The 25,608-nt window shown below is 38.1% G+C and carries 32 protein-coding genes; 24 read left to right on the forward strand and 8 right to left on the reverse strand.

Features of this window, described 5'->3' with window-relative positions; translation table 11 throughout:
• The 14 genes from ACK2M2_RS13690 to ACK2M2_RS13755 form a co-directional block, all read left to right on the forward strand.
• Positions 1-557 (forward strand): hypothetical protein (locus ACK2M2_RS13690; RefSeq protein ID WP_419349358.1); only part of this gene is annotated, 557 nt, incomplete at its 5' end.
• Positions 558-616: 59 nt separating this feature from the next.
• Positions 617-955, forward strand: coding sequence for a hypothetical protein (locus tag ACK2M2_RS13695; RefSeq protein WP_419349360.1), 339 nt, complete (start codon positions 617-619; stop codon positions 953-955).
• Positions 956-1,144: 189 nt separating this feature from the next.
• On the forward strand, positions 1,145-1,603 hold the full coding sequence (locus ACK2M2_RS13700; protein WP_419349362.1) for a hypothetical protein: 459 nt from the start codon (positions 1,145-1,147) through the stop codon (positions 1,601-1,603).
• Positions 1,604-1,876 carry a putative quorum-sensing-regulated virulence factor gene (locus tag ACK2M2_RS13705; protein ID WP_409512173.1) on the forward strand — a complete coding sequence of 91 codons (273 nt, stop codon included), beginning with the start codon at positions 1,604-1,606 and terminating at the stop codon, positions 1,874-1,876. It abuts the gene before it with no gap.
• Between the two features lie 10 nt (positions 1,877-1,886).
• Positions 1,887-2,555 carry a DUF1071 domain-containing protein gene (locus tag ACK2M2_RS13710; protein WP_419349364.1) on the forward strand — a complete coding sequence of 223 codons (669 nt, stop codon included), beginning with the start codon at positions 1,887-1,889 and terminating at the stop codon, positions 2,553-2,555.
• Positions 2,556-2,569: 14 nt separating this feature from the next.
• On the forward strand, positions 2,570-3,328 hold the full coding sequence (locus tag ACK2M2_RS13715; RefSeq protein WP_419349365.1) for a hypothetical protein: 759 nt from the start codon (positions 2,570-2,572) through the stop codon (positions 3,326-3,328).
• Positions 3,329-3,361: 33 nt separating this feature from the next.
• Positions 3,362-3,583 (forward strand): hypothetical protein, encoded by a 222-nt coding sequence (locus ACK2M2_RS13720; protein ID WP_419349367.1) that lies wholly within the window; start codon positions 3,362-3,364, stop codon positions 3,581-3,583.
• A 193-nt stretch (positions 3,584-3,776) separates the two neighbouring features.
• Positions 3,777-3,998: a hypothetical protein gene (locus ACK2M2_RS13725; protein ID WP_409511080.1), complete on the forward strand. Its 222-nt coding sequence runs from the start codon at positions 3,777-3,779 to the stop codon at positions 3,996-3,998.
• A 117-nt stretch (positions 3,999-4,115) separates the two neighbouring features.
• The gene (locus ACK2M2_RS13730; RefSeq protein WP_409511079.1) at positions 4,116-4,700 is read left to right on the forward strand and encodes an anthranilate synthase component II; all 585 of its coding nucleotides are present in this window, start codon (positions 4,116-4,118) and stop codon (positions 4,698-4,700) included.
• Between the two features lie 26 nt (positions 4,701-4,726).
• Positions 4,727-5,773, forward strand: coding sequence for an anthranilate phosphoribosyltransferase (gene trpD / locus ACK2M2_RS13735; RefSeq protein ID WP_419349369.1), 1,047 nt, complete (start codon positions 4,727-4,729; stop codon positions 5,771-5,773).
• Positions 5,774-5,818: 45 nt separating this feature from the next.
• Complete coding sequence (gene trpC / locus ACK2M2_RS13740) at positions 5,819-6,625, forward strand: indole-3-glycerol phosphate synthase TrpC (protein WP_419349371.1); 807 nt, start codon at positions 5,819-5,821, stop codon at positions 6,623-6,625.
• A gap of 175 nt (positions 6,626-6,800) precedes the next feature.
• Complete coding sequence (locus tag ACK2M2_RS13745) at positions 6,801-7,520, forward strand: Smr/MutS family protein (RefSeq protein ID WP_409511078.1); 720 nt, start codon at positions 6,801-6,803, stop codon at positions 7,518-7,520.
• Positions 7,521-7,669: 149 nt separating this feature from the next.
• A complete protein-coding gene (gene folE / locus ACK2M2_RS13750) occupies positions 7,670-8,218 on the forward strand; it encodes a GTP cyclohydrolase I FolE (RefSeq protein ID WP_409511077.1) in 549 nt (182 codons plus the stop codon).
• Positions 8,219-8,302: 84 nt separating this feature from the next.
• Complete coding sequence (locus ACK2M2_RS13755; RefSeq protein WP_409510944.1) at positions 8,303-8,662, forward strand: cupin domain-containing protein; 360 nt, start codon at positions 8,303-8,305, stop codon at positions 8,660-8,662.
• A gap of 92 nt (positions 8,663-8,754) precedes the next feature.
• On the opposite strand, the gene ACK2M2_RS13760 is transcribed toward ACK2M2_RS13755, so the two are convergent.
• The 5 genes from ACK2M2_RS13760 to hemE form a co-directional block, all read right to left on the reverse strand.
• Entirely contained in the window at positions 8,755-9,648 is an 894-nt protein-coding gene (locus ACK2M2_RS13760) for a metal-dependent hydrolase (protein WP_419349373.1), read from the reverse strand.
• Positions 9,649-9,895: 247 nt separating this feature from the next.
• Positions 9,896-11,782 (reverse strand): DUF4105 domain-containing protein, encoded by a 1,887-nt coding sequence (locus tag ACK2M2_RS13765; RefSeq protein WP_419349375.1) that lies wholly within the window; start codon positions 11,780-11,782, stop codon positions 9,896-9,898.
• A 59-nt stretch (positions 11,783-11,841) separates the two neighbouring features.
• Entirely contained in the window at positions 11,842-12,309 is a 468-nt protein-coding gene (locus ACK2M2_RS13770; RefSeq protein ID WP_409510941.1) for a DUF3015 family protein, read from the reverse strand.
• Positions 12,310-12,475: 166 nt separating this feature from the next.
• Entirely contained in the window at positions 12,476-13,270 is a 795-nt protein-coding gene (locus tag ACK2M2_RS13775) for a DUF817 family protein (protein ID WP_419349377.1), read from the reverse strand.
• Positions 13,271-13,279: 9 nt separating this feature from the next.
• Positions 13,280-14,353, reverse strand: a complete 1,074-nt coding sequence (gene hemE / locus ACK2M2_RS13780) for a uroporphyrinogen decarboxylase (RefSeq protein WP_419349379.1) — start codon at positions 14,351-14,353, stop codon at positions 13,280-13,282.
• A 201-nt stretch (positions 14,354-14,554) separates the two neighbouring features.
• Here hemE and ACK2M2_RS13785 point away from each other — a divergent pair, with 201 nt between their 5' ends.
• From ACK2M2_RS13785 to ACK2M2_RS13795, 3 genes are all read left to right on the forward strand, one after another.
• Complete coding sequence (locus ACK2M2_RS13785) at positions 14,555-15,775, forward strand: L,D-transpeptidase family protein (RefSeq protein WP_419349381.1); 1,221 nt, start codon at positions 14,555-14,557, stop codon at positions 15,773-15,775.
• A gap of 94 nt (positions 15,776-15,869) precedes the next feature.
• On the forward strand, positions 15,870-16,931 hold the full coding sequence (locus ACK2M2_RS13790; protein WP_419349382.1) for a hypothetical protein: 1,062 nt from the start codon (positions 15,870-15,872) through the stop codon (positions 16,929-16,931).
• 107 nt (positions 16,932-17,038) lie between these two features.
• Positions 17,039-17,731, forward strand: coding sequence for a pirin family protein (locus ACK2M2_RS13795; RefSeq protein WP_419349384.1), 693 nt, complete (start codon positions 17,039-17,041; stop codon positions 17,729-17,731).
• A gap of 74 nt (positions 17,732-17,805) precedes the next feature.
• Here the strand turns inward: ACK2M2_RS13795 and ACK2M2_RS13800 are convergent, their stop codons facing one another.
• On the reverse strand, positions 17,806-18,384 hold the full coding sequence (locus tag ACK2M2_RS13800) for a hypothetical protein (protein WP_419349386.1): 579 nt from the start codon (positions 18,382-18,384) through the stop codon (positions 17,806-17,808).
• 267 nt (positions 18,385-18,651) lie between these two features.
• Between ACK2M2_RS13800 and ybgC the strand changes: the two genes are divergently transcribed.
• The 6 genes from ybgC (at position 18,652) to pal (ending at position 23,650) form a co-directional block, all read left to right on the forward strand.
• On the forward strand, positions 18,652-19,059 hold the full coding sequence (gene ybgC, locus ACK2M2_RS13805; protein ID WP_409510934.1) for a tol-pal system-associated acyl-CoA thioesterase: 408 nt from the start codon (positions 18,652-18,654) through the stop codon (positions 19,057-19,059).
• Positions 19,060-19,082: 23 nt separating this feature from the next.
• Entirely contained in the window at positions 19,083-19,781 is a 699-nt protein-coding gene (tolQ, locus tag ACK2M2_RS13810; protein ID WP_409511076.1) for a protein TolQ, read from the forward strand.
• Positions 19,781-20,230, forward strand: a complete 450-nt coding sequence (gene tolR / locus ACK2M2_RS13815) for a protein TolR (protein ID WP_409510933.1) — start codon at positions 19,781-19,783, stop codon at positions 20,228-20,230. The genes tolQ and tolR overlap by 1 nt, the downstream gene beginning before the upstream one ends.
• A gap of 3 nt (positions 20,231-20,233) precedes the next feature.
• Positions 20,234-21,475, forward strand: coding sequence for a cell envelope integrity protein TolA (tolA, locus tag ACK2M2_RS13820; protein WP_419349389.1), 1,242 nt, complete (start codon positions 20,234-20,236; stop codon positions 21,473-21,475).
• A gap of 201 nt (positions 21,476-21,676) precedes the next feature.
• A complete protein-coding gene (gene tolB, locus ACK2M2_RS13825) occupies positions 21,677-22,960 on the forward strand; it encodes a Tol-Pal system beta propeller repeat protein TolB (RefSeq protein WP_419349391.1) in 1,284 nt (427 codons plus the stop codon).
• A gap of 120 nt (positions 22,961-23,080) precedes the next feature.
• A complete protein-coding gene (gene pal, locus ACK2M2_RS13830; RefSeq protein ID WP_409512904.1) occupies positions 23,081-23,650 on the forward strand; it encodes a peptidoglycan-associated lipoprotein Pal in 570 nt (189 codons plus the stop codon).
• A gap of 98 nt (positions 23,651-23,748) precedes the next feature.
• Here pal and ACK2M2_RS13835 read toward each other — a convergent pair whose 3' ends face one another.
• Together ACK2M2_RS13835 and ACK2M2_RS13840 are read right to left on the reverse strand one after the other, a co-directional pair.
• Positions 23,749-24,090, reverse strand: a complete 342-nt coding sequence (locus tag ACK2M2_RS13835) for a DUF5713 family protein (RefSeq protein ID WP_419349393.1) — start codon at positions 24,088-24,090, stop codon at positions 23,749-23,751.
• 91 nt (positions 24,091-24,181) lie between these two features.
• Positions 24,182-24,376 (reverse strand): NF038105 family protein, encoded by a 195-nt coding sequence (locus ACK2M2_RS13840; RefSeq protein WP_419349395.1) that lies wholly within the window; start codon positions 24,374-24,376, stop codon positions 24,182-24,184.
• Between the two features lie 175 nt (positions 24,377-24,551).
• Here ACK2M2_RS13840 and ACK2M2_RS13845 point away from each other — a divergent pair, with 175 nt between their 5' ends.
• Positions 24,552-25,526 (forward strand): class 1 fructose-bisphosphatase, encoded by a 975-nt coding sequence (locus tag ACK2M2_RS13845; protein ID WP_409512901.1) that lies wholly within the window; start codon positions 24,552-24,554, stop codon positions 25,524-25,526.
• Positions 25,527-25,608: the final 82 nt, after the last annotated feature.

The following is a 25,608-nucleotide window of genomic DNA, read 5'->3' on the forward strand; positions in this document are numbered from 1 at the left end:
ATTTTGTGTGTAGGCTTCTTCATTTGAAAATTATATCGCTGAAAAAGCCTTTACAGATAGGTTTGTGCAACAAAGCCTCTTCAAGTCTGAGTGTAAAAGGAGGTAATAATAATGAAATAACTCCTAAAATACCGCTAATTGACTCTAATAAATGGTTCCATGATGTAAAGGCTCTTGTAACCCAAAGTAATCCATTATTAACTACAAACTTTAACCGTAGTATTTCTATTGCTAGAAATATTACATATGACTACGATTTTTCTTTTAATAGCTTTGTTGCTAACTTCTTAGATTTTAGAAATTTACATAAACAAAAGGCTCAAACCTCAATTTTTAAGATGCAAATGTTATCAAAAAATATTGATATCAAAATGAAAAATATAATTTTACAAATGCCAACAAAAATTGATTTAAATACAATGAGCTCACAAAATATAGAAGTTTTGCATGAGCGAGTGACTATTTTCTCTAGCTTTCTTTTAGAGCATGATGTTGAGCTGCTAAAAGTTGAAACTGCAGAACAAGCATCCAAAAAAATACTGAGAATAGCTAGTTAAAAATAAATGCATATTACTAACCTCAGTAGGATTTCTTATATTAAAAAAGGTCTTTAATCATGAAAACAAAAATACTCACAGCCCTACTACTTTCCCTAACCATCGTTGGCTGTCAAAAGAAACCTGAAGTATCACCCGAGACTGAATCCAAGCTCAGTGCGCAGTTCGAAAAGACTGATGCAGCCATTACTGCATTCTTTGATAAATTGGACTCTCCTACTACTCCTATTACGGATAAGAAGCAGATCGCTTGCATTGACTTCCCTTTAGAGTATAAAACCAACTATGTACCTGCAATGCTTCAATCTGAAGGTAATACTTATACTAGGGAAAAGCTGTTAGCTGATATGGATATTGCTTTAGATTACTACAAGAAAAAAGACAATATTCAGTGTTAATTCTTTTTAGTTTTAAGCCCGCATATTGCGGGTTTTCTTTTGCCCATTATAAGTAAAAATTAATTTTCTAATAAAAAATATTAGTATTCTTATTGACTCATTATATTAGTATGCTAATATTTATCTCGTAAACAACAAAAAGCCCCAACACTTGCAGGCGGCGGGGCTAATTGAACTAACGAGGCAATTATGAATCTAAAACCAACATCAATCAACCCTGCCGTTACACATCGTGTACAGCGCTTCGGGTTTATTAAAGCCGTAGCAATCAGCGGTTTATTCACTACAGGTGCACTCGCACTTGCTTATAACCCTCAATTAACCGAGTACAAGTTATCAGTTCCTGTACACGCTCCTGCTCAAAATGCTGTAGCGGCTATGGCGCTTCAAGAAAATACCGGTACTGCTGTCGTTCGCTTAGATGGCTTCACACTCGATGTGAATTTCAAATACAACACTATTGAAGATGACTACGGTGTACCAGGTAGTGATTTCATGAATGCTGAAATCCTAGACCTTGCTGTAGATCAGGCTTATGACAACTCAGGCAATGAGATTTCTGACTTCACCGACTTCAATGATCATTTGACTATCAATGCAATGTTAGTGGCTCACATGCTTCAAAACCGCATGTTGGAGGGCGTTTAAATGACTACATCTATTCCAAAAGTGGAAGTTATGCCCTTTGGCAAATATAAGGGTACAGCGTTAACAAAGCTAAAAATTAGCTATGTTGTTTGGTTGTTGGAACTTAAAACTTTGAATGAAAACTTGCGTAAAAGTTTGGAATCATTACCAGGTATTCCTGAATTTAAGAGACGCCAAGCTGATGCAATCATGTTCAGCAAGCCATGTTTTCAACGTGATAATCATTACAGCAAAGAACAACGCATTGCTTATAACAATGCTAAATATAATTAAGGGGCGGATCATGGAAAATTCAAAAAACACCACTGTTCCAAATGTTGAGCAGGTTAATAATTTTGTAGCTTTATCTAAGATAAATGTGAATGGCCATACTGAAAAGAAAGGTAAATTTACTTATTTATCTTGGGCCTTTGCAGTAGCTGAAGCAATGAAAGCTGATCCACAAGCATCATGGAATTTCCGAGATCCAATGATCTTTAGTGATGGAACAATGATGGTTCAATGTGACGTAATCATGTTTGGTAAAAGCATTTATATGTTTTTACCAGTGATGAACAACATGAACAAAGCAATCCAAAACCCCAATGCTTTTGATGTTAATAGTGCAATGATGCGTTGCTTGGTGAAAGGAATAGCTGCTCATGGTTTAGGTCTTTACATCTATGCAGGTGAAGACCTACCTGAAGAAGAAAAACAGGCTCAGCAAAATCAGAACCATCAACAATCAGGACAACAGCAAAAAACTTTAGATCAGCGTTATCAAGATGCATTGAAATCAATAGCAAATGCAAAAAATCCATCAACTTTGGATAAGGCTATAGATACATTTGGTCCAACAAAATTCAATGATGCTATTCAAAAAGCTTGTCAGGCACGTGCTGATCAAATGGGGTGGTCGCCAACTCCACCACCACAAAATCAATCACAACAAAATAATCAAAGACATCATTAATTGGGAGAGTAAGCATGAATATTCTAAATGGTAACGAAGCTTTTTCAGCATTAATGGCCGGCAAAAAGATCATGTGTCGTGCTGTAGATCAATTGGCTGATTTTAATGACTTGGATCAATTCCCTGCTACGATTTTTGCAACGCCGGGTTATGAGTTCTCTATCAAAATTGATTCTATTGAATTAGCAGGCATTACATTCCTGAAGCCCTTTTCTCTTGATGAATTGGTAGATGGCCAAGAGGTTTGTATTGTAGAAAACTTCAACCGAGTTACTTTAACTCAGTTCTATAGTAGCAATACTCAGCTCGTAGAAAATGTTAAAGCAGGATTTGCACAGCGAGATCGTGAGAATGCAAGCAAACAGCTCGAGGCGATCCAAAAGGTTTTAGGTTTTGAAAATACGATCTATCTTCAAAAAGGTTATGCGGTAGAAAAAGACAGTGATCAACCTATTGAAACCAAAAAACGCCAATCACGGAAAAAGACTGCTGATACCTCTTTGACCATTGCTGACGTTGAGCCTTCAGGTGTAGAAAGTGAAGATACGCCTTGGGAGAATAAGGTTGAAGAATTGGCTGAACCTACCCAAGCCCTCACAATCATAGCTCAAGAGAATGTGACCACTTCTGAAGACAACTTGATAAATGAAACTGTTGAGCAAGGCGAGCCTGACCCTGAACATCAAAAGCATTTAGACGCAATCCTTGACGCAGTAAATAATGCTCAAACACCAATCGGGGTTAATGCACATATTCGCTATACAAAATCTTAGACTGAGGAACAGCGCAAACCTGTTATTCAGGCTATGAATAAGCGGTTGATCGAACTGAATGATCAAAAAGAAAAAGTAGCTACAGAACTACCTTCATTAATGGTAAAGATTCAAAATACTCAAAATGAGCATGAGTTAAATGAACTCTTGCCTGAAATTCGTTCTCGTCATGCTGATATTCAGCCAAAGCTGATGGATCTTGTGAAGAAGCGTCGCTTTGAATTGGTAAATCAGGGTTCGCAGGTGGCTTCATGAAATTCAACTATTCCTCTATCACCCGAACACTGACAGTGTTCGGGGTGAAAATGGATCATATTTTTCAGAACGTCAGTGTTGGTGAAATTGAAGAATTGATTATTAACGCGAAATTCAAAGAAGCGAATTGGAGAGTGTGATGAATATGCTTAAAGAAAAAGATCGTGATCTACTTCAATCTATTTTTAATGAAATGCAAATTTTAAAAAAAACTTTTACTCAGCAAAATGAGAGACGTATAGGTCGTGCTGAGTTTGCAAAATTATTAAATATTGAACCTGAAACCTTGGATGCACGTATTCGTGAAGGTCGATATAAGAAACCATTCAAGGATGGAAGAAAAAGCTACTGGCTGCTCTCGTATGTTCAGTCGGTTGTTACAAACACTTCAGAATCTGATACAGTAGCCGCTTAGATAGCGGCTTCTTTTTGCCAAACAATTAAGGGTACTTTTTAAATATTGAGTACCAAATTGAGTACCAAAACAAGCGTTTCTAAAATTAATATTGTATTTCAAATGGATACGTTCAATATGCTTCTCATGATCGACAATTATGACTCTTTTACCTATAACATCGTACAATATTTTGGCGAGTTAAATCAGGAAGTAAAAGTCGTCCGTAACGATGCCGTGACTTTGGATGATATTGAACGATGGCAACCAAAGTATTTAGTGATTGGTCCTGGTCCTTGTTCGCCAAGTGAAGCAGGTATTTCCATTCCTGCCATTCAGTATTTTGCTGGGAAAATTCCACTACTCGGTGTGTGTTTAGGACATCAAGCGATTGGGCAAGCTTTTGGTGGCGATATTATTCGTGCTAAAAAAGTTATGCATGGTCGTTTATCTGATATGTACCATAGCGACACAGGGATTTTTAGCAATCTTCCCTCTCCATTTGCAGCAACACGCTATCATTCATTAGTGATTGATCAAGCTACTGTGCCTGACTGCTTGGAAGTAACTTGCTGGACCAATGAGGCTGATGGCTCTATGGAAGAAATTATGGGTGTGAAACATAAGACACTGCCAATCGAAGGCGTGCAATTTCATCCTGAATCAATTCTAAGTGCACATGGTCATCAAATCTTTAAAAACTTCCTCGATATTTACGCATAAGTGCCCAAAAAGTTAAGATTAAGATAATGAATATTCAACAAGCTCTAAATAACATCACTAAAAATATTGAACTGACTCAACCGCAAATGGAAGACGTCATGCGTACCATCATGAGCGGTGAAGCCACCAATGCCCAAATTGGCGCACTCATGATGGGACTTCGTCTAAAAGGTGAAAGCATTGACGAAATTACCGCTGCTGCTCGCGTTATGCGTGAATTTGCCATTAAAATTGATGTCAGTGATATCCCGCATTTGATTGACATTGTTGGCACAGGCGGTGATGGTCAAAATCTATTTAATGTTTCAACTGCTGCAAGTTTCGTGATTGCAGCATCCGGTGCAACTATTGCCAAACACGGTAACCGTGGTGTTTCATCTAAATCAGGTTCTTCTGATTTGTTAGAACAAGCAGGCATCAACCTTGATCTAAACATGCAACAAACTGAACGTTGCATCCGTGAAATGGGCGTAGGTTTTCTTTTTGCACCAAATCATCATAAAGCAATGAAATATGCTGCTGCCCCTCGTAAAGAGTTGGGTTTCCGTAGCATTTTCAACTTACTCGGCCCGCTTACGAATCCGGCTGGTGTACGTCGCTTTGTCATTGGTGTATTTTCCGCAGAACTTTGCCGTCCGATAGCAGAAGTACTCAAGCAATTGGGCGCTGAGCATGTCATGGTGGTACATTCTCGTGATGGGCTCGATGAAATTAGCTTAGCTTCTGCAACTTATGTTGCTGAGTTAAAAAATGGTGAAATCACGGAATGGACGATTCAACCTGAGGATGTTGATATTGAGTCGCAAACGTTGACTGGTTTATCTGTCGATAGTGCAGCTGAAAGCCTTGCACTCATTAAAGATGCATTAGGTAAAAAGAAATCAGTCAAAGGTGAAAAAGCAGCCAGCATGATTGCACTCAATGCAGGTGCAGGCATTTATGTTTCAGGTTTAACGAGTAGTTATAAGCAAGGTGTGGCGTGGGCGCACGACATTATTTGGGGCGGTCAAGCACTCGAAAAAATGGGTGTACTCGCTGAGTTCACTAAAACGCTGAAAGAATACGAAGCCTAAGCCCATAATTTTAAAGCAATAGAGTTTAAAGAATAGGAATACATCATGGTTGATATAGCCAATACTATTTTAGGTAAAATCGTTGATCGAAAATACGAAGAATTTGCTGCTCGCCTGAAGCAACGTAGCTTGAAAGATGTCGAAGAACTTGCCAAAGCAGCAAGTCCTGTACGTGGGTTTGCTCAGGCTTTAAATAGCAAACGCCCTGGGGTGATTGCTGAAATTAAGAAAGCATCTCCATCGAAAGGCATTATTCGTGAAAACTTTAATCCTGCGGAAATTGCAGCACAGTATGAAGATGCAGGCGCAGCATGCTTGTCTGTACTGACCGATGCTGATTTTTTCCAAGGTGCAGATGAAAATATTTTGATCGCGCGCAATCATTGTTCACTACCTGCTTTGCGTAAAGACTTTTTAATTGATCCCTATGGTGTAATTGAAGCACGTGCTTTGCATGCAGACTGTGTTTTACTAATTGTGGCAAGTTTGTCAGATCAACAGTTAGAAGAAATGTCGAAGACTGCTTTTGAGCAAAATTTAGATGTTTTGGTTGAAGTACATGACGAAGAAGAACTTGAACGTGCAATGCGTCTTTCTGAGCACTGTATTTTAGGTGTAAATAACCGTAATTTAAAAACTTTCGAGGTTGATTTAGATATCTCAGTTCGTTTGAAAAAGTTACTTGATCCTTCTCGTTTGCTAGTGACTGAAAGTGGTATTGCTACTGTTGATGATGTTGCAAGAATGCAAGCAAATGATATTCATGCTTTCTTGGTCGGTGAGAGTTTTATGAAACAACCTCGTCCAGATCATGCTTTTACTGCGTTGTTTGGAAAGCCTGAAAGCGTTTGATCACTCTTTTAGAATTAAATAAAAGCCTGATCAATTGATTGGGCTTTTTTATAATAATACTAATCTCGTTAGACATAAAAGATTCAAAAAAACCATCAATGCTTTTCAGTTCAATTTTAATAGGATTATGGCTATAATAGTCAGCAAATTCTGTTCATTGACTGTTTTAAAAACTATGAGTAATGCTGATTCTTCTTTTTCCAAATCTCAATTGGATTTATTAAAACAATTCAAAAAACAAATTTCCAATCCCCAAGCGACTGAAATAGTCAAAGCCGAAAGTAAAGCTCAAATCAAGGCTACAGCACAAGATATTCAGACATCGATACAAAATGAATTAGATGATGCTGATTTATTTAAGAAAGCATTATTGGGCGTAAAAAAAATCGACAATAGTAATATCGCTAAAATTGAACGTCCAAATGCCCGTAAAAAACCTGATGCAAAAACATTAGCAAAACGTGCCGCTGCTGAAGGTGCATTTGAAAGCAATGAGGCAGAACTTTCTGATACTCAAGCAATGCTCAATCCTGTTGCAAGCCAAGCAACGCTCAGCTATCGCATTGCCACACTACAGCATAAAGTTTTTGAAGATTTAAAAGCAGGAAATCTACGTTGGTATGAAGCGGTCGACTTGCATGGTTGTACCGTCGAAGAAGCCCGTGTTGCAGTTTTACAAATCATCCAAATTGCCAAAGATGAAAATCAAACTGTGATTAAAATTGTCCATGGTAAAGGACCTGAAGCTGTACTTAAAACCTATGTCAATGGATGGTTACGCCAACACCGTGATGTTCTTGCATTTGTTAGTGCCCCTGAAAATCAAGGTGGTACAGGCGCAGTTTTGGTGTTATTAAAACGTGCCGAAAAAAATCCTAAATTTACTCAAGGTTAATGACCTTAAATAAATGATCATTATGATCTAACGCTTTATTTTTTTACTTTCCCAAAGTGCGGTTTATCAAGTAGTAGTCAGATTTGTTGAGTTTTTCTGCTACAATGCCGTCCTTGTTCAATCCGTATAAGTGAACACGTTTTATGTCTATGCAGCAATCCTACGCAAACATTTTAACTGCCGTTGGTGAAGACCTCGATCGTCCTGGTCTTAAAGATACGCCTATGCGTGCGGCTAAAGCTTTTTCGTACTTGACGTCTGGCTACAGTAAAACATTAGAAGAAGTGACCAACAATGCGGTCTTCCCTTCTGACAATGAAGAAATGGTGTTGGTCAAAAACATCGAATTTTATTCATTGTGTGAACATCATTTATTGCCATTCCATGGTCGTGTGCATATTGCCTACTTACCTTCGGGCAACGTTTTAGGCTTGTCTAAATTTGCACGTATTACAGAAATGTTTGCACGTCGCCTACAAATTCAAGAGCAACTGACCAAACAAATTGCCGATGCTGTGGCAGAAGTCACTCAAGCACGTGGGGTTGCTGTGGTCATTGATTCTGCACATATGTGTATGATGATGCGTGGTGTGAGCAAGCAAGAATCCACCACACGTACTGTGTCTTTTGTCGGTGACTTCAAAACCGATAAAGAAGCACGTCGTGAGTTTTTAATGGCTGTTCCTGAAGCACATTAATTTTTGCATGATGCTAATGAAGCCTCAATTTTATTGAGGCTTTGTTTTATATGGAACAAATACATAATGAATAAGGATTTTACAATGTCTCCAATTTTCTTGGCAGGACAAGGCTTAACACAGAGTGAAACTACAGTAGATTATCCACGTGCTGATCGTTTGGTCGATGGTAATCCAAAACGATTAACGCAAAGTATGTATGAACATATCAATATGAACTGTGGTATTTGGCAATGTGAAGTCGGTGCTTGGAATATTGTTTTTGTAGATAATAAGCAGGAGTTTTTTCAGATTATTGAAGGTATTGTAAGGATTCACGATGCACAAAATCAGTCATTTATTGAAGTCAAAGCTGGTGAAGCAGGCATCATTCCTCCATCATTTAAAGGTACTTTTGAAGTTGTTGAAGCTGTTAAAAAATACTTTGTGGTTGTGGAAGCTTAAAATTGACTAAAACTGTTATAAATATAAAAAACTCAAGTTTCACCATTTAAAAAAGAGCAAAACTTGAGTTTATAAATCACTGATCAGTTAACTTAAGATTTAAGTTGTTTTGCAGCCTGCGTTTCATCTACTAACTGATAAATTAAATCTTGCATAGCCAACATCGATTGACGGTTGTCATGATCCCATGGATGGAAGCTCGGACGGAAATAGTCAAAATAATTACCTAACTGTTTTCGCAATGCTCCAACTTCTCCAAAGCTATATTTATAAGCAGCTTTCCATGCTTTACGATTCGTTAATTTACCTTCACCTTTTACAATATTTAAAAATACAGGAATAATCAAAGACCAAAATACAATTGTCGCCCCAATTTGCCCAACACTACGAACCGTATATGCATAAAGTCCATGCCCCATTACAGTATTCCATACATCAAAAGCAACCGCTTTATGTTCAGTTTCCTCAAAAGCATGCCAACGCCAAATATTTGCATAGTGATCTTCTGCACCATCAAAAAGTTCAGGCGTTGTTAAAACAGAATCTGCGAGTAATGCCGTAAAGTGTTCTAGCGCAATAGTCGCACTTAACCACAAATATGGTGGCGTATGTTTTTTAATTAAACCAAAAATATCTAAAACAAATGCTTCAAACTTAGGCGCAATTGGAGACTGTGCAAATAATGCATCATTATAATCTTCATGTTCACGCCCATGCATCGCTTCTTGACCAATAAAAGCCGTCATGGCTTTTTGTAATTCTGGGTCTTGGATAAGATCACGATGTGCTCGAACAGCATCAATAAAAAAGCGCTCACCAATTGGCAATACAATTGAAAAAGTATTTAATAATGCCGTAAAAATTGGACCTGCAGGTGTATGCCAATCTGCAATACGATCTGCAGGTAAATTGAATCGGACATCACGGCGAATAGGTACAGGCTCATGATAAACTGTCGATTTAATCATTTTTTTTAAAATGCCCATATGTAAATTCCTCTTACTTCATCATTCTTTTTCTATGTTTTGCATACATAAGAAACTCAAAAAAATATCAAGCTTCTCATTGCAATAACGTCTTATTAAAATTTTAATATATAAGCTAGATTCTACTATATCATTTCGACTCATTTTAATATCATTGCATCTCTATTTGGTCTTATTGTTGCAATATTGCCTACAAAAATGTATTTAAAATCTGCTAAAGAGACCGCAATAAGTTAAAAGTCATGAATTAAAAATAATGATTAAACCCAATACTCCATTTTGTCCAATCAAGATGATTCTGTTGTTGGTACTCTAAACCCACTTTCAATGCATTTTGTTGATTCAAAGCGTACTGCACTGAACCATTTAAACGTAAATTCCATTGACTTGAATCTTGCCAATAAGGAAGTTCGAGCTGTACCACACTATTGATCTGATCTGTCCAAATATTTTGACAACCCACAGTTGGACCTAGTCCTATACGCCATCCATCATCAAGTGACTTTCCTGCCTGCAACTGCGTTTGTAAACCTCCATAGCAGAGTTGTGTACGTGCATCATTCGCAAGCGTATAACCTGACTGAGCTTTCAGCGAGAAAACGCCATGTTGCTGATCTTCGCTAAAATATCCACGATCAATTGCTTCTTGCTGCCAACCCAAATTAAAGCCCCAACTGATCGGTGTTTTAAATGGTGTAATCGGGTTATAAGAATTAACCGTCAATAGGTCAAGATGCTCAATTTTCAGATCATCATCACGCCATTGCACCGCACCCTCTAAGAATAAAAGCTGCGTGCCTGTACGGAAACCATTCTGAGAGTCTTCTAAAGTGTGATATGCCTGACGATGTCCAATTTGTATAAATTTCTTTCCTTGAACTTCACCAACATCGACAGAAAAATTTCGTGAATCATGCCCTTGTGTCGGATTAAATTTAGGTTCAAGTGGCTCTCTACGCTGTTTTTCAACCACCAATTGACTGCGCAAACCTAGTAATTGTCTAAAGCGAGGTTGTGTAAAATCCGCTGCAACTTTACGTGCAACAAATTGTAGATATAAATCGTCATATGCCATTTCAAGTATTTTGGCTTGATCGACAGGGTCATAGTGTTTTAAATACGTTGGCATTTCTTTAGGCTCAAGCATCGCCAAGGCATGTGCCTGTTTTGCTAAGGCATGACCGTGCTGCGTGGCTTGTGCATTGAGTTGAGTTTCCAAAGCAGGACGATAAACCGTTTCACGAATATAACCAGCTTGATCAATAGCTTTAATGGTTTCAACAGGAATAGCGGCATAGCTAAATTGCTGACGTAAATTTGATGTTGGACGCACTAAGTCAATTAAACCCAATAAGCGATAAGCACAGTTATCATCAACAAAATAATACGGGAAACTGACTTTCTGCATTTCCCACATATGCTTAACTAAAAATGCTGTTTCATCAGGACTTAAATTGAGTTCATACTCCCATAAATCACGACTTTCAAAGTCACCATATTCTTTAACTTTTCGGTAATACGGCATTAAGGCATATTCACCTGGATATTTGCCCACTAAACCTTTGAAAGCATATGACCAATTATCTTCATTATTAACAGTTGCCGCATAATTCACGGCATAAGAAACCAAATTGAGCTGTTTCTGATTTTCAGGATCAAGGCGTAATAAAGTGTGCCCAAACATCGAGCTTGGGTTACCCATAAAATCGGTGGCATAAATAAGCGTTGTCTTGTGAGGTTTGATTTGTACATACCATGCATCAAACTCTGGACAATCGACTTTAGGTAGTTGTTGCTCTGAAAGATTCAGTTGTTGTATGAGCCATTCGCTACGCGCAGGAAATTTACAACGAAATGCCTGATTTGGATCTGCAGTTTGAAATAAAGCTCGAATATCTGCCTGTAGCTCTTGATCTATATGATCTCTACCCTGTTCTGCTAAAAAATATCCAGCATAACTCACTTCACTTTGTGATGAATCTTCGGCATAAAGTAATCGTTTCCATGTCACATGCTGTGCGAGTTTTTTTTGTTCAGCAAGATTTAAATAATCCGTAACATCAACACTCGATGCAAATCCATGACAACTCAAAATCGTGCCAATTATGCCTACATATAATTTAATTTTTTTCATTCAGATCACAAATTTTAGGTACAAAAAACCCTGCCAAAAGACAGGGTTCGTTTAAATCATTAAACGTATGCTTTTAATACAGCATCATTTGCCATCACTTGTTGTAGCGATGCCAAAACTTGTGCTGAATTATGATCTGCTGCATAAATTTGAGAGAAGTTTGCTTTCGTTACTTCAAAGAAACGTGCTTTATCTGTAGATTGAATGTTCATCAACTCTGCAAGTACATTTAAGCTTTCGCCTTGACCAACCGCCATATCACGTGCAAGAACTTCAGCATTTTCATTGGTAAATGTTACAACTTGCGCAGTCACTTTACCATTACCACCACAACCTAAAGTACCAAAAGTAATACCTAAAAATTGGTTTGTAAAAATGCCATTGGTTGTTCCTGCTAAAATTTTAGCAATTTTACCTGACTGACCTTCCCAAATGGTTGAACCTACGCCACAACCTACATCAGGATCAGCCATCGCAACAGATGAACCCATGACTAATACTGCCGCTACTGCGATTTTTTTCAACATAAAATTCTCCAGAATGTTTTTATCATTTCATTTTGATTCAATTGTTATATTCCTTTTTGTACAACTTACGCTGTACTACACCAAGATTTATCACAAAATTGATCAAGAAGAAATCACATTTTCATACAATTGTACTTAATTCACTTATTTACTTAAAAGGAGTGAATTATTTTAATACCCAATACCCAGTTATATCACGATGTCCCAATATTTTAAGGACTAAAACCATACTCAGTAATAATAATAAATACCACGATCCAAGCTTACCCCAACCGACCATATGCCACGCATCAACCTGACTTGGATAGAGCCAAATTTTATAAAAAGTACTGATATTTTCAGCAACCCAAATAATAAATGCCAATATGACTAAAATAGGGAGCATTGGCAATTTTAGCTTGTATTGCTGAACCTCAAAGTGAATTTTTGTTTTCCAAAAAATTATCATACTCCATATAAACAGTAGATTACGGTAATCAGGAATAAAAAATTTACTCATAAAATTGATATACGATAAGACCGCTAAACTGAGCATATTCGCAAAATTTGGTAAATTTTCAAACGACACACGGTATAAATGTAGTGAACGAGCAAAAAAACTCCCGACAGCGGAGTACATAAAACCCGCAAACAAAGGAACAGTTAAAATTTTAAACACTGCGGGTTGTGGATATTGCCAAGATGCGATTTGAGGATGGGTCAAAAAGACTTCCATCACCATTGCCATCAGGTGAAAAAGCGCAATAACTTTGGCTTCTGCCCATGACTCAAGTTTCAAATACAATAAACATGCTTGAATGATTAGTGCATAAAAAAGCAGATAGTCGTATCGGAAAAAACCGTAATACTCATGACTGCCCATCGGGGCGGTCAGCGCAAAGGCAATGAGTAGTAAAATACCAAATAAGGCAGCAAATGCTGCCTTAAAAGAAAAATCAAAGAGTGATTTGATCAATAACATCTAAATGCATCAACCCAAATATTTCTGACTATATTCATGTACGGTATCAATAAATACTTTTGGATGTGCAGGATCAACCCATTGGGTAATGCCATGTCCAAGATTTGCAATATAACCTGTTTTTTCACCATTGGCATATGCATCATCAAGCATCGCTTTGGTAGCTTTTTCGATGTTGGTAAATGAACCATACAATGTTGCAGGATCTAAATTACCTTGCAATGCAGCACGACCACTGATCGTTTGACGAGCAACCTTTAAATCTGTCGTCCAATCAAGACCAAAAGCATCAGCGCCTGTCGCAACCATTGGCTCTAACCACTGACCGCCACCTTTAGTAAAGAGAATAACAGGTACTTTCCGTCCTTCATTTTCACGAGTTAAACCTGCAACAATTTTTTGCATATATTTAAGAGAAAATTCTAAATATTCACGATGTGCTAATGCTCCACCCCAACTGTCAAAAATCTGTACCGCTTGTGCACCTGCTTCAATTTGAGTATTTAGATAATCAATTACTGCATCAGCTAAGCGATCTAGCAAGGCATGCAACACTTCAGGTTGTGCATACATCATTTGTTTGGTAAAACGGAAATCTTTGCTTGAACCACCTTCAATCATATAGGTTGCAAGTGTCCAAGGACTACCTGAGAAACCAATGAGGGGGACTTGACCACCCAATGCTGAACGAATGGTTGAAACAGCATTCATCACATAACCCAAATCAGATTTGGCATTAAATGACGGTAGGTTTGCGACATCTTGTTCTGAACGAATCGTTTTATGGAATTTTGGACCTTCGCCTGTTTCAAAATATAAACCTAAGCCTAATGCATCAGGTACAGTCAAAATATCTGAAAATAAAATAGCAGCGTCTAAATCATAGCGGCGTAACGGTTGTAATGTTACTTCACAGGCAAAATCTGCATTTTTACACAGAGAAAGAAAATCACCTGCGGTTGCACGTGTTGCTCTGTATTCTGGTAAATAACGCCCTGCTTGGCGCATCATCCATACTGGCGTTGTATCTACAGGCTCACGCAACAAGGCACGCAGAAAACGATCGTTTTTTAAGGTCGTCATTACTTTCCCTATCCAAATTTCAAATTTGCACCATCATAACAAAAAAGGCTTGTAAGTTAACCTGTTCTTCGCTTGATTATGTAGCCAATATTGCAGTAAAAATCGGGTTTTACACAAAACTGATACTGCATAGATGTGTATTTTCTGCAATACTTGGGCGTTTTTAAAAATCAATATGAATAATTCTTAAGGTTGAATTACATGTTCGTACGCTCAATACTTGCCTTGAGTTTAAGCTGCATTTTGACAGGTACTGCATTTGCAGCAGCAACAACGACTGATCGCCCACTCACTCCTCAAAAAACAGTGACTGTAGCTCAAGATCCAATTGACCCATTAGCTGTTGATACAAACTCAACTGCGGCTTCTGCGGTAGAAATTAGCCCACAGGAACAGCAAGATTTAAATCAAGCCGCTGATACACTTCAAAAGCTTGAAAGCACTGAAGTGAAAACGGCTGATATCGCTTCTGCACCAACGACATCAACAACACCTGTAGGTCAAGCACCTTCTAAAGTGTCATGGTCATTGGATAGTCTGAACAACGCCGAATGGTATGAAAACATTGGGAAGGGACAATTCCCTGTCTATGCTCGTGCGCATGTGATGCTAAATAATGCCCATGCATCACCAGGTGCAATTGATGGTTCTAGTGGTATGAATACCCTAAAAGCCATTGCATCATTCCAACAAATGAATGGTTTAAAAGCGACAGGTGAACTCAACAAAGAAACTTGGGATACTTTAGTTGCTAAACAAGGCAATAAACCTGCCTATGTTGAATACACCATTACGGATGCCGACCTAAAAGGTCCTTATGCTGCGTCTATTCCGCGCGATTATGCATTACAAGCAAAAATGAAAGGCTTGTATTACACTCGCGTCACTGAAATGTTGGGTGAAAAATTCCATATGGATGAAGAGTTTTTGAAAAAACTTAATCCAAAGGCAACATTCAAAAAAGCAGGTGAAAGAATCATTGTGACCAATATTCGCAATGAGTTGCCTGAAAACATTCACCTGATTGTGGCGCACAAAGGTGCAAAACAGTTGTACTTGTTCAATGCACAAAACCAAATGGTCGGTTCATTCCCTGCAACCATTGGTAGCTCAGATACACCATCTCCAACAGGTACTTATAAAGTTACAGGTGTTGCATCAAACCCTTGGTACAGCTATTCGCCAAGTAACTTTGTACAAGGTAAAAACTTAAAACCTCTATCTTTACCACCAGGTCCGAATGCTCCTGTGGGGAATATTTGGATTGGTTTGAGTAAAAAATCATTTGGTATTCACGGTACGCCAAACCCATCAGCAATCTCTAAAACAGCGTCACACGGTTGTATTCGTTTGACCAACTGGGATGCCAATGATTTAGGTAAAAAAGTGAAATCTGGTGTTACAGTTAAATTCTTAGAATAATTATCTTTGTATTATTAAGCACAGAGGTGTTTGACTGAAAAGTTGAACACCTTTTTATTGCAAGTATTATAAGAACAATAAAAAAGGATGTCATATGTCAAACAAACAGTATTATTTAAGCGTTTTATTCTGTGCTTTTTTTCCATTCACAGCACAAGCTGATGGATCTGACGAAAATTCTGAAGAAGAATATACCGTACTTGAAGCGGTTGAAATCTATCAACGCTCAGACGAAGAAAGAATACAAGACCCAACATATCAACCTGAAAAAGACGAAGAAAAACAAGATATCAATCTGATGCGACGTTTTGTGATCAATGGTGAAACTGAAGTTCGGTATTTTACCTTGGGTCAGATGAAGCAACCGACTTTATTATTTCTCAATGGGCCTGATTCTAATCGCTTTCACTTAAGTCAGTCTTATCAAAACAATAAACAAGAAATTATCATTGAACCTCAACTCAATCATCATGTGGCTCAACATGAGCTTTTTAGTATGATGCCAATCGGCAAAAATTTTATATTATTTTTTCAAACACGATATTATTATACCCCTGAAGAACGACAACATAATTATGCTTTTACGCCACTCTTTGAGCCCTACGACACACGTTCTAGCTATGAACTGATTGAAGTTGATACTAAAGGAAAACTTGTACATCAAACTCAGTTTATTGCGCCTAGTCCAGAAGATGGTATGTCTTTTGGCAGTGACTATATAAACAACGAAAATCAAAAAGATCATTCAAAATTAGCAATGATTTATCAAACCAAAACACCTGGGGATTATAATGTAATTAAGCCCTATGACATTGAGGTTACTTATCTTTATCAAAATGGAAAACTACATAAATCAGAAGAAAAACAATATCTCAGCCCAAAAGAATACTTGGAACTAAAGCGAACTAAAAAAATTAAAAAATTCACTAATGATGACTTAGAATCTTATGGACATGAAGAGGGTTTACAACCCACAAATTGCTTAGATGACTATTTTGTTTATCAGGATAAAGCTGCACCACAAGATGTTACTTGGGGTAATGCTTGGTTACAGCAATCTTCAAATTATCAGAAATTTATGAATGATTATCAAAAAGGTAAAAGCTATACATGGACTACCTTTAGGAAAAATTTCTGTCCACTGACCACATCTTAATATTGTTGCAAAAATAGAATGATCTATCTTGTTTTATATATTTCATCTCACCTGCAAAAATACTATTCTTAACCCAAGTTAAAAATATAAAGATTTGGAGATTTCAAATGACAACTTATTTACACCGTAGCGAAGATCGTGGTCATGTAGAAGCAGGTTGGTTAAACACTCATCATAGCTTTTCTTTCGGTAGTTGGTACAACCCAGAATTTATGGGAATTGGCTCACTTCGTGTACTCAATGATGACCATATTGCAGCACAAAATGGTTTTGGTACGCATCCACATGACAACATGGAAATTTTGACCTGTGTATTAAAAGGCGCAATCACCCATAAAGACAGCATGGGCAATGAAGGTGAAATCCGTGCTGGCGAGTGGCAATTGATGAGTGCAGGTACAGGTATCAAACACAGCGAAATCAACAAAGGTGATGAAGACGTACATTTGTTGCAAATTTGGGTAATTCCAAATTTGCGTGATGCTGAACCAACTTATCAACAAATTGAACGTGATCCTAAAAAATTACCAAACGAATGGCATTTAATTGTTGGACCAAATGACAATGCACCGATGCACATTCGCCAAAATACTGAAATTAAAGCAGCATATTTGGAACAAGGTAAAAGTTTAGATGTGAAAGCAACTCAACAATTCAACTACGTCCATGTAATTGAAGGTGAAGTTGAAATTGCAGGTCAAACTGTGAAAGCGGGTGATGCATTATTTTTTGATGAGACTTCAACTGTAATTGCAAAAGAAAACAGTCAAATGATTTGGTTTGACCTCACTCAAATCTAAATTTAAAGGTGAGTACATCAATAAATAAAAAAGCCCTGACAGATGTCGGGGCTTTTTTGTATTGACTTGATTTTCTATAAAATTTGAATTGATTCAACTAAAAATAATTCGCATGCGCCATTGCCGGTATCTTCTCGTGATAATGAACTGCGCCAAACCCAACCATCATTAGCACTGACTTCAACCAACTGCCCTTTCAAATTAATTAGATCATTGTCATCCACTTTAGATAATTTTTGTGCAACTGCTTTATTTGCAGGAATAATGTGCATATTGGCACTATGTGTTTCAATTTCACGGCGTGGAATTGGCGGTTCATTTTCATAATGCCAATAATACCAACGATTACTTTGCCGAATGCTCAGTTGTTTATAGACTTGCGGATCTGCCATTGCACCCCAGCCGAGTGCCAAATCCGTGGGGCTAATTTCTGCTTCACGACCTGTATGATAATCTTCTCGTGAAAGTACGCGAAACTCTCCTTCAAATGTAGATAACTTCGTCATTTTATAAGATTTAAAGGTCGACACATCTGAATTGATCACCTGATAATTTTCAGTATCAGTTACACCCTGATCATTTTTGAAAGCCAACGTCCATATGCCATAACATAGAGCAATTATCATCAAAAGATAAAAATAACGTATCCTCATTGCATTACAACCATTAACTTTTCAATCATCATGTTAAGACCTCATTTCCCCATTTACGATTGTACAGATCATTTGTATAAAGAAATTTATTTTATCTAAAGTGAATTGACATCTTGTGCCATTGGACGAAAAAATCAAAATGCTAAACTGCGCAACGTTACACATCCCCTGCAAAACACTGTAATTGGCGTAAAATCATTCAACAATTGTAAAGTTGAATATCGAGCTTAAAACCCTGTAAATTGATGTTAAAAATGGAAAATGGTCATGGCGAATAAATTTGAATTTCAAATCCGAGTATATATTGAAGATACGGATGCCGGCGGGATCGTTTACCATGCAAATCATATCCGTTTCATGGAACGCGCGCGCACTGAATGGCTACGTGCTTCTGGCATCAGTCACTATTGGCATCAAAAAGACTATAACTTCGTTGTTCATAAAATTGGTCTCAAATATTCACGCCCAATTTTAATGGATGACCTCATTACTGTTACAGCAAGTGTAGTTTCGTGTAAAGCCACGTCTTTTGTATTGCAACAAAATATATATCGTGGTGAAATCATGCTTGCTTCCGGTGAGGTCGAATTGGCATGTATTAGTGCTGCCATGAAACCACAGCGGATTCCCAATGAAATCCGTGATCTGATTCAACGCGAATTGGCTCACCAATAAAAATATGAATGGCACATGCAACTATGGCAACACAATTGGAAAACTCGCTACACATCTCTGATTTAATTTTACAGGCGAGTCCTGTGGTTCAATTGGTGATGCTCGTTTTAGTCTTAGCATCATTATTTAGTTGGTATTTGATTGCTACGTTGCATATGCGCTATAAAAAAGCTCGTCAAGGTGACGAGCATTTTCAAAAAATATTTTGGTCTGGCGCAGAACTCAATACACTCTATAACAATGCACAGCTCAACTCTAAACGCGACGGTTTAGAAGATATTTTTTATCAAGGATTGAGTGAATTTTTCAAACTCAAAAAACGCCACACCGATAGACTTCCGATGATTGAAGGAACTGAGCGTATTTTAGGCGTAGGTTTAAGCCGTGATCAAAGTCGCATTGAAAATGGCGTGAGTGCATTGGCAAGTATAGGTTCTGTTGCACCTTATATTGGTCTATTTGGTACAGTTTGGGGCATCATGAATGCCTTTATTGGTTTGGCTCAAGTTGAACAAGTAACGCTTGCGACCGTTGCACCTGGTATTGCCGAAGCACTCATTGCAACAGCCATTGGTTTATTCGCTGCAATTCCGGCTGTACTGGCATTTAACCATTACACGGCGAAAGGTGAAGAAATTTACACAGACCGTGCATTATTTTCTGAAGAAATGGTGGCGCTTTTACAACGTCAATCTGTGGGTTCAACACAGGACAATGACTAATGTCGATTCAGCGTTCTGGACGCTTTAAACGCGTCAAAAAACCATTAAAAAGTGATATGAATGTCGTACCATATATTGACGTGATGTTGGTACTTTTGGTGATTTTTATGGTTACTGCGCCTATGATTACTACTGGCGTTAAAGTTGATTTACCACAAGCTAATAACAACCCAATTCAGTCAGAAGAAAGACCGGCAATTGTCACTTTAGAAGCTGATGGTAAAATTAAACTTGAAGATAAAACTCATCAAAATGAAGTGATCAGTTTGGAAGAATTACAGACTGTTTTAACTGAAAATCAACAACAAGCCGAAGCCGATAAAAAACAGTACAGCGTTCTGATTAACGGTAGTCAGTCTCGTCCATATGGTGAAGTCATTCAACTCATGGCAACACTCCAAGATGCCGGTTTAAATCAAGTTGGATTACTGACAGAGTCCGTAAAGTAAGTTATGAAAAAAATTGAACAGCCACAATCCAAACAAAAAGCGATTGCACTAGGTTTCACCGTTGGTGTCCATGTAGTGGCGATTGTTGGCTTACTTTTTCTCGGATTGAGTAAACCACCTGAACCACCTAAACAAATTAAAACCATCTTAATTAAGCCTGAAGACTTACCACCACCTGAGCCTAAACCCCTCATCAAATCAGATTCAACAGAGACTGCAGATAATCATGTTGCCGAAACGATTCAGCAAACTGCTGAACCTACACCTGATGCACCTGATATTCCAACTACTCAACCTGATCAGGCTCAAGCCGATCTACAAAAAGCTACGAATGATGCTCAAGCTGCGGTAGCAGCACAATTGGCTGCTCTTGCTGCAACCAAAGCAAAAAATGAAGCTGCTGAAGCTGCACGTCAAAAAGCCGCTGCGGCTGAAAAGGCTCGTTTAGACGCTGCTGATAAATTAAAGCAAGCAAAAAATGCTGCTGAAAAATCAAAAGCTGAAGCTGAGATGAAAGTGGCAACTGAAAAAGCTGCGAAAGAAAAAGCGAATCAAGTAACTAAAGATGCTCAAGCAAAAGCTGCTCGTGATGCACAAGCTGCTAAAGACAAAGCCGCTAAAGATGCTCAAGCGAAAGCAACTCGTGATGCACAAGCTGCTAAAGATAAAGCCGCTAAAGATGCTCAAGCGAAAGCAACTCGTGATGCACAAGCGGCTAAAGACAAAGCCGCTAAAGATGCTCAAGCGAAAGCAACTCGTGATGCACAAACTGCTAAAGACAAAGCCGCTAAAGACGCCCAAGCAAAAGCTACTCGTGATGCACAAGCTGCTAAAGACAAAGCCGCTAAAGACGCCCAAGCAAAAGCTGAACGTGATGCACAAAATGCCAAAGATAAAGCTGCGAAAGAAGCTGCTGAACGAGAATCTTCTGCTGAAAGGGCTGCACAAGAAGCTGCAAAAAACAAAGCTGATACGAAAAAAGTGGCTGGTAATGCAGTTGCAGCATTTAAACGTAAAGTAGAAAGTAGTTGGAATCCACCAGATAAACCTGGTGAAACAGCAAGTGTATCCGTTATTTTAGACAATAATGGTAATGTTACGAATGTATCAGTCAATGCTTCCGATCCTGCGGTCAAAGCATCTGCTGAAAAAGCAGTTCGTGCGGCTGCGCCCTACCCAATGCCTGATGATCCTGAAGCACGAAAACAAGCACGATCATTTAAAACATTATTACGTGTGAAATGAATATAAAAACTCTCTGCTCAGGTAGGGAGTTTTTATAATTTTCTACATAATTTGGGGTATAAATGACTGAACATTCATATAAAGAATATTCTTCATTCATTTTCACTTCATAATTACATGCTTTATATAGATTAAAATCATGTCTTCATGCTACAAAGCTTACACTGTTAAAAAAACCAATATTTGAGTACACAACAACCCATGAAAATGATGCATAAACATTTTTTAGGATTGGCAATGATTGCAGCTATCGGACCTGCACTCATCAGCACTGCCAATGCTCAGCTTTATTTTAAAATTGCCAAAGCACCTGAACGTGCACCTAAAATTGCAATTATTCCTTTTAGTAAGGACCAAGCGATTTATCCTGTCGTTGAACAAGACTTAAACCGCTCAGGACGTTTTACCAGTGCCTCAAAAAATCTACCTGCAACAGCAAGCCTAGACAATGTCAATGCTGAAGCATGGAAAGCGGCAGGTGTACCTTATGTGGTTTTAGGTGATTCAAAACAAAATGATGATGGTACATTCTCTGTACGCTACCAATTGTATGATGTAGAAAAACAAGCTTTTTTACTCAATGAATTACTTACTGTACCAGCATCACGTATTCGTTCTGCAGCACACATGATCAGTGATGCAATTTATCAAGCACTAACTGGAATTAAAGGTGATTTTAGCGGACGTATTGCGTATGTACTTCGTAATCCTGCAACACCTGAACAGCGTTATACCTTACAAATAGCAGACACAGATGGTGAACAGCCAAAAACAGTGCTGAGTTCTCGTGATCCGATTTTGTCCCCTGCATGGACACCAGACGCTAAAAAAATTGCTTATGTTTCATTTGAAACCAAACGCCCTGCCATTTATATACAAGATTTAGCCACGGGGACACGTGAAAAATTAGCTGGTTTTAAAGGCTTAAATGGTGCCCCGAGCTTCTCCCCTGATGGAAAATCTATGCTGTTCACAGCATCCATGCATGACAACCCTGAAGTATATCAAATGGATCTCGCCACTCGCCAAGTTAAGCGTATGACTGTCGATAGTGCCATTGATACTGAAGCACGTTATGCACCCGATGGTAAATCTTTCATTTTCACATCTGATCGTGGTGGCTCTGCACAAATTTATCGTTATAACTTTGCTGATGGTTCAACCAAACGATTAACCTTCCATGGTGCATTCAATGCGCGTGGTAGCTTAAGTGCTGATGGTCAATATGTCGCTTTAGTGCATCGCCCATCTGGTAGTAACTATAAAGTTGCGATTCAAGAAATTTCGACTGGGGTAACCAATATTTTAACCCCTACAAGTCTAGATGAGTCGCCAAGTTTCTCACCCAACAGTCAAATGGTGGTGTATGCCACACGTGAAGGTAATCGTGGTCTATTAGCAATCATGTCAACAGATGGTCGCTTCCGTATGAATTTACCAAGTGAACAAGGTGAAGTTCGTGAACCAGCTTGGGCACCTAAATAATGACTAAACCTAACAACGCATTATTTTTTTCTAAATCAACCTTTTTCTAAATCAACGCACTGAAAGTCATCATATTTCCTACTTTTAGTGAACTTTTTAAAAATCGTCATGGAGATGAGTATGAATAAATTGAAATACTTGGCATTGCCACTATTAGCAACAAGCCTTGTAATGACGGGTTGTGCAAATCGTAAACCTGCGGCAAATATTGAAGCAGGAAACACCCCAAATGGCTCAACAACCGTAAGCACCGATGGTCTCAGTGAAGATGCAGCATTGAATGCACAAAACTTAAATGGCGCATCTTCAAAAGGTGTTACTGCTGCAAATAAAGCATTTTTAGCGAAACGTGTCGTTCATTTTGACTATGACAGTAGTGACTTGTCGAATGAAGACTATCAAACCTTACAAGCGCATGCTCAATTTCTCATGGCAAATGCCAATTCACGCTTGGCTTTAACGGGTCACACAGATGAACGTGGTACTCGTGAATACAACATGGCTTTGGGCGAACGCCGTGCTAAAGCTGTGCAGAGCTACCTTGTAACCAATGGTGTCAATGCAGGTCAATTGGAAGCGGTAAGCTATGGCAAAGAAATGCCGATCAATGCTGGTCACAATGAAGCAGCATGGAAAGAAAACCGCCGTGTAGAGCTAAACTATGAAGCTGTTCCGCCATTATTGAAATAAAAGAGATAAAAAAAATGCTCTAAATTTAGAGCATTTTTTATCTTTAAAATATTTTTTACAGTGATTGCAGTATGATTTTCAATCTTCTATTTTTCAATTTACCAATCACGAGGTGAAATTAACTCCTCTTGATCTGCGTCAACAAAACCATAACTTTGTGCAATAAAATAAATATCTGAACCTATACTTTCTCTTGCCACTGTTTCAATTTCGCTTTCCGCTTCATCAAAAGCATCTTGTAGAACATTGATGTGTTCTGTCGCCACATGTGTAAATATATATAACGCATCTAAATTTTGTGGTTTTTGTGCTTCAATTTGTTGACATAAATCCAATAAAGTTTGTTTCAGTTGATCTACTAAGTGCTTAGGAAAATAAGAATCTTGATACATATCGGCTAAAAAGGAATGCGACAAGATAATTGGATTTTGAATCGACATATTTTTCTCAAAATTTATAACGTTAAATATCTAAATACTGTAAAAATATCCAAGTAAAAAACTTTCAATTTTCATATTGATTAGTTTTCAACTAATTCGTAGATTTTTCTGTAACTTCCTGTTTAGGAAGCACCATCGAATCAATCAAATCATGTTTATTGAACTCTTTAAACTCAGGTTTTGCTTGGTATTCTTTCCATGCATCCTTAACATTTTCCGCACTGATATCTTTTAAATCAATACCTTCACTTGCAGTTGGAGTCGCTTCAAACTTTGCTGTTGTCATTGTAGTACTCCCATAAATGGTTGTTTTAATATTTAACATAGCACGTTAAAAAAGACTTTCAAGTGTAAAATCGCGACAAATAACACAGGATGATTTTTATTTTGTGCCGAACTCATCTAAAATGGTCGGATTCTTTAATTTGTTAGAAATTTATCGCTTTTGGAGCACCTCTGATATGTCATATCGCACATTATCCCAATTCTTAGAACAACAACAAGGGAACCTGACACCAGAACTTGCTGATGTTATTGCAACCATTGCAGATACTTGCAAACGGATTGATCAACTTTTGCAAAAAGGTGCACTTGCGGGTGTATTAGGAAGTGCACAGCATGAAAATGTGCAAGGTGAAGAGCAAAAGAAACTTGATGTAATTTCAAATGATTATTTAATTGATGCATTACAAATCAATAAAAATGTGGGTGGTTTAGCATCTGAAGAGCTTGATGAATTTACCCCTGCGCAAGAAAATGGTAAATACTTGGTTTTATTTGATCCATTAGATGGTTCAAGCAACATTGACATTAACATGTGTGTGGGTACAATTTTCTCAATTCTTCCTGCAAAAAATGCAGTAACACAAGCCGAAGATTTCATGCAAGCGGGAACTCAACAAGTTTCTGCTGGTTATGTTCTTTATGGTCCATCAACCATGATGGCACTTACTGTTGGTGCAGGTACAGTATTCTTTACTTTTGATCCTGAAACTCAAGAATTTTTACTGACTTCTGAAAGCATTCAAGTCGCTGCCGACACTAAAGAATATGCGATTAATGCTTCAAATCAACGTCATTGGGAAGCCCCTGTAAAGCGTTATATTGAAGAACTTCAAGCAGGTAAAACGTCTATACGTGAAAAAGATTTTAATATGCGTTGGGTGGCATGTATGGTGGGTGATATTCACCGTATTCTATGCCGTAGCGGTATTTTCTTATATCCATACGATACCAAAGATCCGCAAAAAGCAGGTCGTCTCCGTTTGATGTATGAAGCAAACCCAATGAGTATGCTAATGGAACAAGCAGGTGGCGCATCAAGCACAGGTCGAGTACGTATTTTAGAAATCCAACCAACAGAACTTCATCAACGTGTTCCTGTCGTTATCGGTTCTAAAAATGAAGTTGAGCTTGTGACAAGCTATCACAACTAATTTTCGCTTATTTACTCTCTTGCTTTAAGGGAGTAGTCCATTTCTGGGGTTGTTGCCAATAGCACAACCCCAACTTACTTTT

This window comes from Acinetobacter sp. TY1, assembly GCF_048551395.1.
Classification (GTDB): domain Bacteria; phylum Pseudomonadota; class Gammaproteobacteria; order Pseudomonadales; family Moraxellaceae; genus Acinetobacter.